The 15,702-nt window shown below is 70.0% G+C and carries 14 protein-coding genes and 1 tRNA gene; 3 read left to right on the top strand and 12 right to left on the bottom strand.

Going from position 1 to position 15,702, the window contains the following annotated elements; translation table 11 throughout:
- Positions 1 to 49: 49 nt before the first annotated feature.
- Complete coding sequence (locus tag ABZ444_RS12015) at positions 50 to 343, top strand: hypothetical protein (protein WP_357994957.1); 294 nt, start codon at positions 50 to 52, stop codon at positions 341 to 343.
- Here the strand turns inward: ABZ444_RS12015 and ABZ444_RS12020 are convergent.
- From ABZ444_RS12020 to ABZ444_RS12065, 10 genes are all read right to left on the bottom strand, one after another.
- Entirely contained in the window at positions 302 to 1,738 is a 1,437-nt protein-coding gene (locus ABZ444_RS12020) for a peptidase S10 (protein ID WP_357994958.1), read from the bottom strand. The genes ABZ444_RS12015 and ABZ444_RS12020 overlap by 42 nt on opposite strands.
- A 9-nt stretch (positions 1,739 to 1,747) precedes the next feature.
- Positions 1,748 to 2,980, bottom strand: coding sequence for an enolase C-terminal domain-like protein (locus ABZ444_RS12025; protein WP_357994959.1), 1,233 nt, complete (start codon positions 2,978 to 2,980; stop codon positions 1,748 to 1,750).
- Positions 2,977 to 5,982 (bottom strand): hypothetical protein, encoded by a 3,006-nt coding sequence (locus ABZ444_RS12030; protein ID WP_357994960.1) that lies wholly within the window; start codon positions 5,980 to 5,982, stop codon positions 2,977 to 2,979. The genes ABZ444_RS12025 and ABZ444_RS12030 overlap by 4 nt, the downstream gene beginning before the upstream one ends.
- Positions 5,983 to 6,792 carry a carbohydrate ABC transporter permease gene (locus tag ABZ444_RS12035; protein ID WP_357994961.1) on the bottom strand — a complete coding sequence of 270 codons (810 nt, stop codon included), beginning with the start codon at positions 6,790 to 6,792 and terminating at the stop codon, positions 5,983 to 5,985.
- Positions 6,789 to 7,634 (bottom strand): sugar ABC transporter permease, encoded by an 846-nt coding sequence (locus ABZ444_RS12040; RefSeq protein ID WP_357994962.1) that lies wholly within the window; start codon positions 7,632 to 7,634, stop codon positions 6,789 to 6,791. Before ABZ444_RS12040 ends, ABZ444_RS12035 begins: the two co-directional genes overlap by 4 nt.
- Positions 7,634 to 8,884, bottom strand: coding sequence for an ABC transporter substrate-binding protein (locus ABZ444_RS12045; RefSeq protein ID WP_357994963.1), 1,251 nt, complete (start codon positions 8,882 to 8,884; stop codon positions 7,634 to 7,636). Before ABZ444_RS12045 ends, ABZ444_RS12040 begins: the two co-directional genes overlap by 1 nt.
- Before the next feature lie 34 nt (positions 8,885 to 8,918).
- On the bottom strand, positions 8,919 to 9,614 hold the full coding sequence (locus ABZ444_RS12050; protein ID WP_357994964.1) for a FadR/GntR family transcriptional regulator: 696 nt from the start codon (positions 9,612 to 9,614) through the stop codon (positions 8,919 to 8,921).
- Between the two features lie 60 nt (positions 9,615 to 9,674).
- A complete protein-coding gene (locus tag ABZ444_RS12055) occupies positions 9,675 to 10,226 on the bottom strand; it encodes a DUF305 domain-containing protein (protein WP_357994965.1) in 552 nt (183 codons plus the stop codon).
- 140 nt (positions 10,227 to 10,366) lie between these two features.
- The gene (locus ABZ444_RS12060; RefSeq protein ID WP_357994966.1) at positions 10,367 to 11,491 is read right to left on the bottom strand and encodes a serine hydrolase domain-containing protein; all 1,125 of its coding nucleotides are present in this window, start codon (positions 11,489 to 11,491) and stop codon (positions 10,367 to 10,369) included.
- 130 nt (positions 11,492 to 11,621) lie between these two features.
- Positions 11,622 to 12,470, bottom strand: coding sequence for a helix-turn-helix transcriptional regulator (locus ABZ444_RS12065; protein ID WP_357994967.1), 849 nt, complete (start codon positions 12,468 to 12,470; stop codon positions 11,622 to 11,624).
- 103 nt (positions 12,471 to 12,573) lie between these two features.
- Here ABZ444_RS12065 and ABZ444_RS12070 point away from each other — a divergent pair, with 103 nt between their 5' ends.
- On the top strand, positions 12,574 to 13,347 hold the full coding sequence (locus ABZ444_RS12070) for an alpha/beta fold hydrolase (RefSeq protein WP_357994968.1): 774 nt from the start codon (positions 12,574 to 12,576) through the stop codon (positions 13,345 to 13,347).
- A gap of 160 nt (positions 13,348 to 13,507) precedes the next feature.
- Here ABZ444_RS12070 and ABZ444_RS12075 read toward each other — a convergent pair whose 3' ends face one another.
- Entirely contained in the window at positions 13,508 to 14,014 is a 507-nt protein-coding gene (locus tag ABZ444_RS12075; RefSeq protein ID WP_357994969.1) for an RICIN domain-containing protein, read from the bottom strand.
- A gap of 536 nt (positions 14,015 to 14,550) precedes the next feature.
- Here ABZ444_RS12075 and ABZ444_RS12080 point away from each other — a divergent pair.
- Positions 14,551 to 15,417 carry a methyltransferase domain-containing protein gene (locus tag ABZ444_RS12080; protein WP_357994970.1) on the top strand — a complete coding sequence of 289 codons (867 nt, stop codon included), beginning with the start codon at positions 14,551 to 14,553 and terminating at the stop codon, positions 15,415 to 15,417.
- Positions 15,418 to 15,571: 154 nt separating this feature from the next.
- Here the strand turns inward: ABZ444_RS12080 and ABZ444_RS12085 are convergent.
- Positions 15,572 to 15,648 (bottom strand) — tRNA-Thr (locus ABZ444_RS12085).
- Positions 15,649 to 15,702: the final 54 nt, after the last annotated feature.

Here is a 15,702-nt window from a genome sequence, read left to right on the forward strand (position 1 = left end):
CCCTCTTCCCCCCCCCGCCGCTCTTCCGAGCTGGCGGTGCCAGTCGTGCTTGACCCCGGCGGCACACCCCAACCCGCACCCGGCGTCGGCGATCGCCGACTCCCGCTGGAACCTGGAGAAACCGGACGTCAGCGAGGAGGAGAAGCTGACGGCCGTCGCCGACACGACCTGCAAGTGGGCTTCGGGCCTGGTCGCCGCCTGGTTCTCGGCCGACGCCGAGCTTCAGCGCGCGGTCATCCGGGACAACCGGGAACGCTTCGACGCGCTCGCGGCCAGCCTGCGGCAACGGCTGGAGCGCGCCTCACGCCTGCTGTCCGAGCACGAAGGCCGCCAGGTCGGCTGACTGGCGCAGCCTGCTGGGCTCGTGCGCGTACATCATGTGGCCGGCCTCGTAGTACTTGAACTCGACGTTGGCCGCCAGCTCGGCGGGCACGGGCAGGTGGGCGAAGGTGTGCTCGGCCGCGTAGTACGGCGTGGCGCCGTCGTGGTAGCCGCAGGCCACGTGCACGCGCAGGTGCGGGTTGGTCCGCATGGCGGCGCCCAGCCGGTCGGTCACGCTGAGGTGCACGCCCTCGAACTCCTTGTACGACCACGGGTGCACCCGCGAGCTGAGGATCTCGTAGGGCAGGTCGTTGGCGTACTCCAGCTCGGTCCGCAGGTAGTGGTTGAGCGCGGCGCTGTAGGGGCCGGTGATGGCGTTGCTGCTCGGGTCGGAGACGAAGTGCTCGTGCCCGCCGTCGGGGTCCCAGCCGGTGAAGCGGCCGTCGAGCCTGCCGACGGTCAGCCGGCGCTCGCGCAGCAACTCGGTGAAGAAGCGGATGTGCTCGATGCGCAGGTCCACGCGGTCGACGTAGTCCTCGGAGAGGCCGGACAGGGCCGCGACCCTGGAGACCGCGGCGGCGCGCTCGCCGGCCGTGAGGCGGTTGCCGCGGGCCAGGGCCCACGGGTAGTCGCGGGAGGCGTACTCCTCGGCCTCGCGCAGCACGTCGGCCAGCGGGCGGTCGCCGTGCAGCCCGTGGTAGTGCGCGATCGCCGCATAAGTCGGTAGGTAGAGGGCGTAGGCCACGTCGTTACCCACGTTGAACTCCACGGTGGCGTAGTCGAGCACCGAGGAGATCAGCATCACGCCGTTGAGGTACATGCCGTACCGCGACTGGAGGTGGTCGGCCAGCCCGGCCGCCCTGACCGTGCCGTACGACTCGCCGGCCAGGAACTTCGGCGACATCCACCGCGCGTTCCTGGTCGTCCAGAGCCGGATCACCTCGCCGACCGACTCCACGTCGCCGCTGAACCCGTGGTACGGCTCCGCCTTCTCGCCCTCGACCGCCCGCGAGTAGCCGGTGGACATCGGGTCGATGACGACCAGGTCGCTGACCTTGAGCAGGGTCTCGTCGTTGTCCGCCAGCGCGTACGGCGGCGGCAGGAGCGCGCCCGCGTCCCCCATCACGACCCGGCGCGGGCCGAGGATGCCGAGGTGCAGCCACACGCTCGACGACCCGGGCCCGCCGTTGAAGGCGAAGGTGACCGGCCTGGTCAGCGGGTCGGCGTCGTCGAGGGTGTAGGAGGTGAGGAACACCTCGGCCTTCGGCCGGTGGCCGTCGAACGTGCCGTCCGTGAACACCTCCTCGCGCACCACCATGGTTCCGGTGGTGGCGGTGTATCCCTGGCCGGTCGGCAGGGTGTGCCGGGTGGTGACCAGGTTGTCGGCGGGCTTCTTCGTCTGTACTTCGTCGGACATAGCGGCCAATTATGGAGCAACGTCCACCGAGATCGCGGGGTCGGCGAAGCGCTCGTTCGGGACGGTGGCGTACCAGCCGGGACGTCCCGGATCGCGGTCGTAGGGATAGCCGCCGGTCTCCCGGTACAGCTCGGCGTAGCGGGCCACGCGATCGGGGTCGAGGCGCACCCCGAGCCCCGGCCCGGAGGGCACGGCGATGGCGCCGTCCGCGTACGGCCGCCGGCCGCCCTCGATCACGTCGTCGCGCAACTGGTGGTAGTGGGCGTCGGCGGCGTAGGTGAGGTTCGGCAGCACCGCGCCGAGGTGCAGCATGGTCGCGAGCTGGATGCCGAGCTCACCCGAGGAGTGCACGGCCACCCCGACCTGGAACGTGTCGCACACCCCCGCCGCCTTCACGCACGGCCGGACCCCGCCCCAGAACGTCGTGTCCAGCAGCACCACGTCGGCGGACCTGCGCAGCACGTTGGAGGCGAGCTGCTCGAAGTTGACGACCACCGTGTTGGTGGCGAGGGGCACCCTGACCTGCTCCCGGACGGCCCTGAGCCCTTCCAACCCCCAGACGGGGTCCTCCAGGTAGTCGTTGTTCAGCCCCTCGATGGCCCGGCCGAACCGCAGCCCCTCGGCCACCGACAACACGGCGTTGGGGTCGTACCTGAGACGGTCGCCCGGGAACGCCTCGGCCAGGGCCCGGTAGCACTCCAGCTCGTAGTCCGGCGGGAACACGCCGCCCTTGAGCTTGTGCACGGTGAACCCGTGCGCCTCCTTGAGCCGGGCGGCGTGCTCGACGAGCTGGCCGGGGGTGCGGATCTCCGGGTGGCCCTCGGCGGCGTACCGGAAGAACAGGTAGGAGGCGAACGGGACCGTGTCCCGCAGCCGCCCGCCCAGCAGGTCGTGGACGGGCACGCCGAGGTGCTGCCCGACGAGGTCGAGGCAGGCGAACTCGACGGCGGCGAGAAGCTGGGTGCGGTTGTTGTAGAGCGAGGCGGTGGGATTCGCGATCTTGAAGCGCAGCGCCTCCAGCTCGAACGGGTTGTGCCCCTTCAGGTACGGGACGAGCGCCCGGAAGGCCGACTCCGCGCTCTCGCCGCCGCCGCCCATCTCCCCCAGGCCGACCAGCCCGTTGTCGGCCGCGACCTCGACGATCGTGCGCACGAACCGGCCCCAGTGGGCGCCGTTGCTGTGCCGCAGCGGCGCCTCCAGCGGGACGGCGACCGTCGTGGCCCGGATGTCAACGATCTTCACGCGCGCTTCCCTCCGACGACGGCGACCCCGCAGGCGGGCAGCCGGACCTCGACCGGATCCCGTCCAGGGACCGTGACCGTCGCCGTCACCGGCTCGGCGGCCAGCGACTGCAGCCGGACCACCCGCTCCCCGCCCACCCGGCCGATCGAGGTGATCAGCACGTCGGGGTGGTCCACCGAGGCGTAGGTCTCGGTGGCCCCGGGACCGCCGGTGATCAGCGCGCCGACGAACGGCTCGGTCAGCCCCGAGGCCGCCGCCGCACCCAGCCTGCTGCCCTTGACGCCGGCCGCCGACGTGACGGCGTACCGGAAGGTGGTCTCGCCCTGCTGCTGGGCCGGGAAATTGGTGTCCCAGATGTTGTTGAGCGCCCAGGAGTAGACCGTGCCGTCCTCCTGGTCGAGCGTGGGCGGGAACGGCGCGTACGGCATGTGGATGGTGCCGAGCTGCACCAGCGGCGCTTCCAGGGTGGCCCAGGCGACGGTCAGCTCGGGGTCCTCGAAGGCGATCCAGTGCCTGATCGGCAACATGTACTCGGCCGAACCGGGCACGCGCGGCACGCCGGGGCCGCCGACCCCGCCGGTCAGCTCCCAGGCCGTGGCCGGGCCCGTCGCGAACGGGAACGCCAGGAACACCGCCTCCTTGGCCGGGGTGCCCTGCTTGGCGAGCTGGTAGGTCAGGTCGAGCCTGGGGACGCCCCGGTGCAGCTCGATCGTGGTGCGCAGCCAGTCGACGCCCTTGCCCTGGAGCTCGACGACCAGCTTCTCGCCGACCGCGGTGCGCAGGGCCCTGACGATCGTCGCGTTGCGGGCGACGGCCCGGTCGCCGAGGAGCGTCCTGTCGTGCGCCCCGACGTGGCCCGACAGGTGGTTGAAGTGCGGGGCGGTGGCGTAGCGGTCGTAGACGTACTGGCCGAAGCCGGCGGCGGCGTCGCCGTTGACCAGCTCGCGGCCGGCGGACTTGTCGAAGATCGAGCTGATGTAGCCCTCGCGCACGTCGTAGGCGACCCGGTAGAACTCGTTCTCGATCACGCCGTCCAGGTCCGGCTCGACCGGCTCGGGGGCCTGGTTCGGCCCGCGGACGACGTCCAGCCGCGCGTAGCCGAAGCCGGGGACGTCCGGCACGACCGCGTGGACGTGCCGGCCGATCGGGCGGGTCGGCCAGTCGTCGGGATCGACGTACTCCTCGTGGTGCGGCACGGTCTCGCCGGTCCTGGCGTCGACCAGCGCGATCGGCACGTCCACGCCCACCACGTCACGCGGCAGGAACGCGCGCACCACGTCGGTCCGGGCCCTGGTGCCGGGGTTGAAGACGGCGAAGGAGGCCAGCGCCCGGCCTTCCGCGTCCGCGCCCGGCAGGGCGGCGCCTTCCGCGTCCGGGGTCGAGAGGGCGGCGCCTTCCGCGTCCGGGGTCGAGAGGGCGGCGGCGAAGCGGCGGGTCGCGGCGTGCAGCAGGTCGGAGGCGTCGTCCTGGGCCTGGTAGGCGCCCGACGACTTGCGGGTCCACTGCAGGCCGCCGGAGTCGCCCGCCTCCTCGGCGTCCTCCCACGGGTTGGCCGCGCCCCAGGTGTGCTCGTTGAACAGGGCGACCTTGTCGTATGCCTCGTCGATCTGGTCCGTGGCGTCGGCGCCCGCGATCGTGTGCAGGGTCTCGGCGACGCGCAGGGCCGACTGGGCGCGGCGCACGTAGCCGAGCGGGCGGGCGCCCGAGCCGAGCCCGTCGGCCCACCAGTCGGTCCAGTCGCCCTCGTGCACGGCCAGGCGGTCGTGGTAGCGCTCCTCGACGTGCTCGAAGAAGTCGCTGTTGACCGCCGAGCGCAGGCGCGGCCAGGCCCACGTCTCGTTCCACCGGCGGGCGATGGAGGCGGGCACGATCGACGGCCCGGCGTTGTCGGCGTGCGCGCCCTGGACCCGCAGGTGCAGCACGTCCAGCTCGTACGGCTCGCGCGGCGCGTCCGGCCCCTGCCACCCGAACGTCCCCGGCCCGTACGGGTAGCCCCGCGTGGCCAGCGCCGACAGGTAACGCGGCAGCAGGTCGTCGGCCAGCTCGTAGGAGTCGGTCAGCCCGACCGTGTTGCCCTCCATGTACGCCATCCCGTGCGGCGTGTCGGTGAACCAGACGAGCAGCTCGTTCCCGCTCGGCGCCCGCCACCGGAACGGCCTGGTCAGCTTGTCGCCGCCGTGCAGGTACGGCACCGACCGCCCGGCCCAGTTGTGCGCGGCGGCCAGGTAACGCACGCCGGCGGCGTTGAGCGCGTCCACCAGCCCGACGACCGCCCCCGGCACGTCGGTGTGCATGGCGGACCTGGTGGCGAAGCCGTACCGGTCCTGGAGCTGGGCGGTGAAGCGGAGCTGGCGGTAGAGCTCCTCGGTCGAGCACGCCTCGGTGTGGAGCTGGAACGGCAGCGCGGTCACCTCGATCGCGCCCGCCCTGGCCAGCGCGGCGAACGACTCGACCTGCCCGGCGGGCCGGGCGTCGAGCCATTTGAGCGCGGGCATCGACGACTCGACCGTCCAGCGGAACCTGGCGTCGTCCGGCCAGGAGGCGGTCTCCTCGGCCAGCCGCACCGCCGCGTCGAGGTAGTCGAGGTGGTGGCGGAGCACCGTGCCCTGGGGGTCGGTGTAGCCGATGTCCAGGTGCGAGTGGTGCACGACGAACACGCTCCACTTGCGCTGCGGGGTGACCGTGACCTGCGCGCTGCCGACCACGCCGGCGTCGTCGCGGCACTCCAGGGTGAGCGTGCGCGGCGCGTCCACCTCGGGCACCAGCAGCGTCACGTCCGTGCCGGAGGCGCTGTCGACGCCCACCAGCACGTGGGTCAGGGGTTGCGTGCTCGACACCCTGACCGCCTGGCGGCCGTCGTGCGTGAACAGCGGCAGCACCGCGACCCGCACCTCCAGCCCGCGCGCGCTGATCACCGGTGTCGAGGTGTCGTTGCGCAGCGCCTGCCTGATCCCGTCGTAGTCGGGGCTACCCAGGCTCCGCTGCAGCAACCGGCTCGTCATCTAAACACTCCCTAGGGACAGGCCCCGTGCGAAGAGGCGCTGGGTTGCCAGGAACAGCACGACCGTCGGCAGCGAGACCACCAGGCCCGCCGCCAGGCCGACGGGGACCGGGGTGCCGGCGTAGACGTCGGTCATCAGCCCGGCCAGGGCGGTCATGACCGGCCGCACGCTCTCGGTCTGGGTCAGCGTCAGGCCGAAGACGAGGTCGTTCCAGATGAAGGTGAACTCCAGGATGAACACCGCCGTCAGCGCGCTGAGCGAGATCGGCAGGTAGATGCGCCAGAAGATGCGCCACGTGGACGCGCCGTCCATGCGGGCCGCCTCGAAGATCGAGAACGCGACCCCCGTGTAGAAGTTGCGCAGCACGAACGCGGCCAGCGGCACGTTGATCGCGGTGTAGACGAGGATCATGCCGAGCCTGCTGTCGTACAGGCCGGCGTCGCTGTAGCCGACGAACAGCGGCACGAGCAACATCTGCGACGGGAACACGGTGCCGCCGAAGATCAGCAGGAACCACCAGAATCCGTGGCGCAGCCGCAGCACCACGATCGTGTAGCCGGCCAGCGCACCGATCACCACGCCTAGCAGCGGCGAGACGACCGCGTAGAGTGCGGTGCTGGCCAGGCTGCCGGTCAGGTCGGCGCTGTCCAGGGCGCGGCCGAAGTTGTCCAGCAGCGCGAAGTCGCCGGACGGCATCCACGCGCTGCCCGGGTCGTACGAGGCCGCCGGCCTGGAGGCGTTGACCACGAGCAGGTAGGTCGGGCCGAGCCAGATCAGCCCGAGCACGATGAGCACGATGCGCCGGATCATCGCACCTGCCTCCTCAGGTAGAGGTAGGAGGCCAGCCCGGTGACCACGGTGAGCAGCACCGCGACCGCCGAGCCGTAGCCGTAGTCACTGGCCACGAACGTGTCGCGGTACATGGTCACCGCCAGCGTCTCGGAGTTGCGTCCCGGGCCGCCCTGCGTCAGCACCCACACGATGTCGAACGTCTTCAGGCTCGCCACCAGGGCCAGCCCGACCACGACCGCGGTCAGCGGACGCATCAGCGGCCAGATCACGTGCCGGAACAGCCGCCAGCCGGAGGCGCCGTCCAGGCGGGCGGCCTCGATCGGCTCCTTGGGGATGGACTGCAGGCCCACGACGAACAGCAGCGTGTTCACGCCGAGCTGCTGCCAGGTCCACACCAGCAGCATGGCCAGCGTGTTGTCCGGCGCGACCTGTAAGAACGCGGTGTCCACGCCGAGCAGCCGGTTGGCGATCCCGTCGTGGGACAACACCGGGCTCCACACCATGGCCAGGCCCGCACCGCTCAGCGCGTACGGCAACATGAACGGCACCCGGTACCAGGCGCCCCCCTTGATGTCGTAGGACAGCACCGCGACCAGCAGGCCGAGCCCGACCGGCAGCACCATCGTGCCGGCCACCCAGATGAGCGTGTTGCGGGTCGAGGTGAGCAGCGCGGGGTCGTCCAGCAGCTTGACGAAGTTGTGCACGCCGACCCAGGCCGGGGACTCCAGGCCGTCGTAGCGGGTGAGGCTCAGGTAGGCCGTCCACAGGAACGGCGCGTAGAGCAGCCCCGCGACCAGCACGGCCGCGGGCGCCACGTAACCGTGCCTGAACCGGCCCAACATCGGGGTCCGCGCGCTCATCACTGATGCGTGGCCCAGTACTCGTCGGCGGCCTTCTGGATGGTCTCCAGCACTTCCTGGTACGTGCCCGGCTCGGTGACGAACTTGCCGAAGCCGTCCAGCGCGGCGGTCAGCACCGGCGGCGGCGTGGCCTCGAAGTAGCGGTTGACCAGGCGGTACTTGCCGCCGCCCGCGTCCTTGGTGACCGCGCCGAGCGCTTCGTCGGCGATCTCGACCTTCGGGTTGGCGCTCACGTCGCCCCTGGTGGTGGCCCACTTCTTCTGGGCGTCGGCGCTGGTCCACCACTTGAGGTACTTCATGCTGGAGTCGGGGTCGGCCCCCTTGGCGAGCGAGCACAGCGGCCCGCTCTCGAAGATCATCGAGGTCTTCGGCAGCGCGGGGTTGACGTTGGGGATGACGAAGAATCCGTAGTCGGTGCCGGACTTCAGGTCGCGCTGCGTCATGCTGGTGCTGAACCAGGTGCCGAAGGAGACCATCGCCGCCTTGCCGTTCTTCATGACGTCCCCGGGGTCGGTCTTGTCACCCGGGTTCATGAAATATCCGGCGTCGATGAGCGACTTCCACTTCTCCATCACCTGCACCACACCCGGGTCGGTGTACTTGGCCTGGCCCGTGGACAGCCGGTCGTACAGGTCGGGGTCGGAGCCGGCCAGGAGCTGCTCGAACCAGACGAAGGAGAACAGCACGCTGGTGTGATAGAAGGCCTTGACGCCGTTCTTCTTCAGGGTCTCGGCGGCCTGGACCAGCTCGTCCCACGTCTGCGGGGGCTTCAGGCCGTACTTGTCGAAGATCTTCTTGTTGTAGAACATGCCCCAGTAGGCGACGTTCATCGGCACGCAGTACTGCTTGCCGCCGATGGTGTAGTACGGGGCGAGGTCCTGCGACAGGTCGCCCGCCTTGATCGCCTCTTGCCAGACGGCCGTGGTGTCGGCCACCTGCTTCTGCTTGACGATCTCCGCCAGCATCCCCCCGGTCTGCCAGGTGAACAGGTCAGGCTTCACGTCCGTGCGGAACGACGCCTTGATGAAGGCCTGGTACTGCGCGGAGTCGGTGTATCCCGTCGGCTTCATGCCCAGGCCGATCTGCTGCTTGGACAGCGCGCCCATCTCGTCGAAGTATTTCGTCCAGGCGCCCTTGTCGTTGTAGAGCGTCAGTTCGGTCTTCTTCTTCGGCGCCTCGGCGCTGTTGCCGCCGCAGGCGGTCAGGACCAGCGCCGCCACGCCGAGCGTGGCCACACGTGACCGGAACATGGCCGGCCTCCTTGCTCTTTCGGGGGGACTTGCTCTATCTGGGTGGCAACCTCTGTTCGACGACGGTCCGGACGTCGACCAGATGGGCCCGCATGCGCGCCTGTGCCTCGGCGGCGTCACGCGCTTCGATGGCCTCCAGGATGGCCAGGTGCTCCTCGTAGTCGCGGCGCCGGTCGTCGAAGATCTGCAGGATCTCCCGCTGCTCCGGCCCGTGGACGGTGAGCAGCGAGTCGACGACCTCGTTCAGCACGCTGTTGCCCGCCATCCGTGCGGTCGCCCGGTGGAAGGACATGTTGGCCTCGTGCAGCTCGGCGTCCTCGCCGCGCAGGTGCCGGCCGGCCTGGTCGAGCACCCGCTTGAGCGTGGCCAGCTCCGCGCCCTCGGCGTGCTCGGCGGCCATGGCGGCCAGCGGCGGCTCGATCACGATCCGCGCCCCGAGCAGTTCGAGGAGCTGGGCGGCGTGCATCTCGCGCATGTTGGGGTTGGGCAGCACGAGCCGCTCGATGTCGGCGCCGACGTAGATGCCCGAGCCGTGCCGCAGCTCGATGGCTCCGGTGGCCTCCAGCCTGCGCAACGCTTCGCGCAGCGTCGGGGTGGTGACGGCGAAACGCTGGGAGAGCTCCCTGGTGGAGGGCAGCCTGTCGCCCGGCCGGTGCCCTCCACTACGGATGAGCTCCAGCATGCGCTCGGTCAGAGCGTCGGAAAGCGTCGGCCGCGCAACCTCGGACATATCAAGTGATCTAATCACTTAATCCGACGCGCGTCTACGCCGACAGGGAATCTCCCCCGATCAGCGCTTGAGCAGGTCCTTCATCAGGTCGATCTGCGCCTTGCGGGACGCCTGCACCTGTGCCGCCCACTCCTTGACCGCCGGGTCCGCACCGGAGGCCACCTCGGTGTCCGCCATCTTGATCGCGTCGCCCTGGTGTGCGATCAGCAGGGTCATCAGGTCGTGCTCGAAGGACTTCGACTTCTTCAGCGCCCCGATCTGCTTGCGGTCGGTCTCCGGCATGCCGCCGTGGTGGTCGTGGGCGCCGGAGGCGGCGGTGAGCGGCTGTTCCCAGGCGTACAGCCAGCGCAGCATCATCTCGACCTCGTCCTGCTGCGTGCTGGCCACGGCGGCCACCAGGATCCGGAGCTGGTCGTTGGTGGCCCGTTGACTGCCGAGCTTGGCGATCTCTATGCCCTGGCGGTGGTGCTGCACCATCATCTGCACGAACATCACGTCCTGGGCGTTCACCGGAGGAGCCTGGGCCCCGGCCGCCCCGCAGGCGGTGGCCAGCAGGAGGCCCAGGGCCGCCAGGACGAGCTTCAGGGCGCCGGATCGGGGGGTAGCGGCCACTCTGCGCGCCTTCCATTAAAAAGGAAACCTTCCTAAGAGTTAGACGATTTCCCCGAGGCGCGCAAGGGCCCCTGTCAAGGCGGCGGAACGCCGGCGCGCCGGGTCGGCACCAGGCCGGCCCCGGCCGTCCGGTCCGGTCTCTAGGACGCCGCCCCGTCCCGGTCGGCCGCTCCGCCGAAGACCTCCTTGACCAGCCGCTGCACGACCTCCTGGAACGCCGCCGCCTGGGACATCGCGGCGTCGTCCACGTAGGTCACCGAGGCGGTCAGGGTCCTGCGGCCGTCGGGCGTGCTGAACATCAGCGCCGCCGAGCCCGAGATGCCGCCGTTGTGCGTGATGAGGGTGCCGCTGTCGGGGTCCGCGTCCTGCACGAACAGCCCCAGGCCGTAGCCGACCTTGGGATGCGCGTCGCGCATCTCGGCCAGCAGCGAGGGCGGCAGGAGCCGGCCGCCCAGCAGCCCGGAGATGAACGTGTGCAGGTCGCGGGTGGTCGAGATCATGTCGCCGCCGGTGGAGATCCAGGAGGGGTTCTGGCGGGTGACGTCGACCGTCTTGTCCTGGCCGTCCTCCTCGTAGCGGTAATAGGCGTGGGCGTGCGGCCCGGCGATCTCCGTGTCGGTGTCCGGCACGACGGTGTCCGGCAGCCCGAGCGGGTCCAGGACGCGCAGCCGCATCTCCTCGGCCAGCGGACGGCCGGTGACCTTCTCGATCAGCAGCCTGGCCAGGACGTAGTTGGTGTTGGAGTAGCTCCAGTCCGTCCCCGGCTCGAAGCGGGCGGGCTTGGACAGCGCGAGCCGTACCAGCTCCTGCGGCCGGTAGGTCTTGAAGCGGTTCTCCACCCACTCCCTGCCCGACCAGACGATCCCCGGCACGACGGTGCCGTCCTCGTAGTACTCGCCGGTGAAGTTGAACACGCCGCTGGTGTGCTGCAGCAACATCCGTACGGTGATCCGCCGGTCCAGCCCGAACTCGGGCAGGTGGTCGTCCACGACATCGTCCAGGCCGACCACACCGTCGGCCACGAGGCTCAGGACGAGGGCCGCGGTGAAGGTCTTGGTGACGCTGCCGACCCGGAAGCGCCCGTCCGTCGGCGGCTCGGCGAGGCCGCCCAGCTCGCGCACCCCGGCGCTGCCGATCCACTCGCCCCGCTCGTCGTTCACCCGCAGCTGCACGCCGACGAAACCGGAGTCCACGATCTCCTGGAGGATCTTCTGCAGCTCCGGGCGCTCGGCCACGTCGTCCACGGAAACGCTGTCGTTCATCATGATTCATACGCCTTTCAGAGCCTTCGGGCCGCACTCCCCGAACCGGTGATGGTTCCACCATCCCCGGCCGCGCTGACACCGGACCGTCGCCGTCCTGACGCGCCCGCTGACGCAGCGTCCCCCCGTACGACTACCGATGGCTCCGGTGCGCGGTCTCCGGCCCCACCACCCGCAGCAGCTCCAGCGCCTCGAACGTCTCAGACCCGGGCGGCGGCGTGAAGATCAGCAGCCGCTGGTCCTCGGCCGGAGCCAGCAGCACCTCGTAGTCGAACTCCATGGCGCCGATGGCCGGATGCCGGACCCGCATACGGCTGCCGCGGCGTACCGCGACCTCGTGCCGTTCCCACAGCGAGACGAACTCCGGGCTGGCCTGACGCAGGCGCTCGACCAGGGTCCGGGCCGGCTCGTCGTTGCCGCGGCGGACCACCGCCGCGCGCAGGTCGGCCACGTGCAGGCGGGAGCGCTCGGCGTGCTCCTCCTCCGGATAGGCCTCGCGCCTGAACGGGTCGGTGAACCAGCGCCACACGATGTTGCGATCGGGCGCCTCGACCGTGCAGCCGCACCCGAACAGGGACTCGGCCATGGCGTTCTGCGCCAGCACGTCGCCCAGGTCGCTCAGCACCTGCGCGGGCGTCCCGACGAGGCGGTCGAGCAGGTAGAGCAGGCTCGGCTTGACGTGCTCGCCCGCCCGCGGCCCGGCCGGCGGCCGGTGCCCGGCCAGCAGGTAGAGGTGGTCGCGTTCGTCGCTCGTCAGCCGCAGCGCCCGCGCCAGCGCGCCCAGCAGCTGGGTGGACGGCTGCGGGCTGCGTGCCTGCTCCAACCGCATCAGGTAGTCGGCCGACATGCCCGCGAGCTGAGCCACCTCCTCCCGCCTCAGCCCCGGAGTACGGCGACGCGGCCCCGACGGCAGCCCCACCTCGCCGGGCAGCAGCCGCTCCCGCGAGCGGCGAAGAAAGTCGGCAAGCTCCGTACGATCCATGAGCCCATCCTGCAATACCGCGAAATATCGCAGTCCAGGACTGTCTGTCCTAGGGAATCCGGTCCGCTCCTCATCCGCGCCCACGGCTGGCACGGTGGCGCCCATGACCCGACACCTGACCGTCTCCGGGACCCGCGTCGCCTACCGCACCATCGGCGCCGGCCCCGGCCTGGTGCTCCTGCACGGCACCGGCCCGGGATCGTCGACCTGGGACGGCGTCGCCGAGCGCTTCGCCGACCGCAACACCGTGATCCTGCCCGACCTCGGCGGCAGCGACCTCGCCGAGGACGACGGCGCCCCCCTGACCGTCGAGGGCCTGACCCGGCAGCTCGCGGCCGTCATCGAGGACTCCGGCAGGGCCCCCGTGGATCTCCTCGGCTTCTCCCTGGGCGCGGTGGTCGCCCTGTCCCTCGCCGCCACCCGCCCCGAACTCGTCCGCCGCCTGATCCCGCTCTCAGGCTGGGCCCACACCGAGGACGCCTACCTGCGCACCGCCCTGCAGACCTGGCTCGGCCTGGCCGGCAACCCGGACGCCTTCGCCCGCTTCGCCATGCTGACCGCCTTCAGCCGCCGCTACCTCAACTCCCTAGCCCCCGAGGACCTGGAGAACCGGGCGACGTACTTCCGGCCGCACCCCGGCCGCCTGCGCCAGATCGACCTCGGCCGCCGCGTCGACCTCCGCCATCTGCTGCCCGGCATCCAGGCGCCCACGCTGGTCGTCGGCGCCGCCCATGACGGCCTGATCCCGGTGGAGAACGCCCGCGAGCTCCACGCCGCCATCCCCGGCAGCTCCTACCTCGAACTCGACACCGGCCACGTCTCCAGCGTCGAACGCCCCGACGACTTCGTCACCCTCGTCCGCGACTTCACCGCCTGACCTTGGCTTCACCGCCTGGCCCTGGCTTCACCGCCTGGCCCTGGCTTCACCGCCTGGCCCTGGCTTCACCGCCTGGCCCTGGCTTCACCGGCGTCCGGCACAAGGACGGCGGGGGCCGGTCCGTCACAGCGGACCAAGCCCCCGCCACCGACCCGCCGACTCAGACCAGCGTGTTCTTGATCTTGATCTGCCCCGCGTCGATCACGAACTTCTGATTGTTGTTGTTGCTCTGACACTCCCACTGATAGATCCGGACCCCGTTACCGCGGTCGTTGGTGACATCGACACACATCGGCCGCGACGTCCCCAGAGTGTCCTTGATCTTGATCTGACCCGCGTCGATCACGAACTTCTGATTGTTGTTGTTGGCCTGACACTCCCACTGATAGATCCGGACCCCGTTACCGCGGTCGTTGGTGACATCGACACACATCGGCCGCGACGTCCCCAGAGTGTCCTTGATCTTGATCTGACCCGCGTCGATCACGAACTTCTGATTGTTGTTGTTGCTCTGGCACTGCCACTGGTAGATCCGGACCCCGTTGCCACGGTCGTTGGTGACGTCGATGCACATGGGGTTCGGAGCGGAAGCCGCGGCGGGCAGGACGAGGCCCGCACTGACGGTGGCGACGAGGACGGCTCCAGACAGAAGGCGACGAACCAGCATGAGTGTCCCTCCGAGGGTGCGTTGAACAGGGCTCATGCACCATGTCGCAACTCATGGTGTTCGATCAATCACCTTCTGTTTACAGTCCCCTTCCCTCCTCCCGGCACACACAGGGAACACACCCGCCCGGCCGCGCACACCTGCTCCCGCCCGGTCCTGCGACCCGGGAGGACGACAGCCGCCCGCGTTGCGCCAATTCGGAGATCGAATCCGCGATTCGCCCGATCGCAAGCGTGACAACGGCCCCTCGGCGCCGGCGCCACACCGGAGGAGGCCCGTGCCGTCGTACGGTTCTCCGCGCAGTTCGGCATGACCAAGGCGTGGCGCGCCATGCACGTGCTCGACGCCCTGCTCGCCGAACTCGGCACCCCCGAACCCGTCCCGCAGGAGAGCCGCTCCCGCGCCTGACCGGCCGTTGCACACGCAGAAGCCCTCCGCGATCCCGCGGAGGGCTTCTGCCTCGGGGTGTCATGGAAGGGGCGAAGTACGAACGCGTAGGCTCGCCGCTGATCCGGCAGCATGCAGGGAGAGGTGCGATGACTTCTGGCTTCACGGCAGGCGAGGAAGAGTGGCGAGCTCGTCTGGGGACACTCCGGCAGATCGTCCGCCAGGAGCTGGTGGCCCGGCAGTTGGCGGCGCACCTGCCCGATGCGGTGCCACGGCGTGTTCTGGACGTGGGATGCGGCCAGGGAACCCAGCTGCTGCGGCTGGCGCGACGCGGACACGATGTGACAGGGCTGGACTCCTCGGCGACACTCCTTGGTGATCTTCGGCGTGCTCTGGCGGACGAGCCGGAGGATGTCCGGGAGCGAGTGCGGCTACTCCACGGCGACGTAGCGGATATCGCCACCTTGTTCCGGCCTGAGAGCTTCGATGTCGTGCTGTGCCACGGGGTTCTGATGTACTTCGCCGACCCCGGGCCGTTGCTGGATGATCTGGCGCGGCTGTTGACCACCGGGGGCATGGCGTCCCTGCTGGTCCGCAACGGCGATGCCTTGGCGATGCGGCCCGGCCTGCTCGGCGACTGGGCGACCGCGCAGCGAGCATTCCGGGAACTCTCGTATGACAACCGCATCGGTGTCACGGCTCGCGCCGACCGCTTGGACGTCCTGACTGCCGAGCTCGCTGACCGTCGGCTGAAGGTACGCGCCTGGTACGGCGTGCGCGTGTTCACCGACACCGCGCCGGCCGACGCGGAACTCCCCGACGACCAGGTTCTGGCCGCGTTGCTGGACTGCGAGGAAGAAGCCGGCGCCACAGATCCTTATCGACGCGTTGCGGCCTTGACCCACGTTTTCGCCGAGCGGGAGCAGCCCCTGCCTCAGCCTCCGACCTCTGATCACCGCAAGCGCAAGAAGGCGAACCCCGGGCAGCGCCGTCCCGCCCACGAGGCCCACCGCTGATGTGGCGGCCAAGACCTCTTCTGATCAACTGGCTCACTGTCTCACAAGGGGCCATAGCGACCACCCACATCGCGACGCCGTCTTGCGAGGGGATCCTTGGTCACCCAGTTGGACACGCAGAAGCCCCCCGCGATCTTGCGGAGGGCTTCTGATCTGGAGCCGCCTTGGGGATTCGAACCCCAGACCCCTTCATTACGAGTGAAGTGCTCTGGCCGACTGAGCTAAGGCGGCGTGCCTGTACGGCTTGAAGGAGTCTACAGGAGATCGAAGGGTTCTTGCTCCTCC

This window comes from Nonomuraea sp. NPDC005730 (assembly GCF_040630865.1).
In the GTDB taxonomy this organism is placed as follows: domain Bacteria; phylum Actinomycetota; class Actinomycetes; order Streptosporangiales; family Streptosporangiaceae; genus Nonomuraea.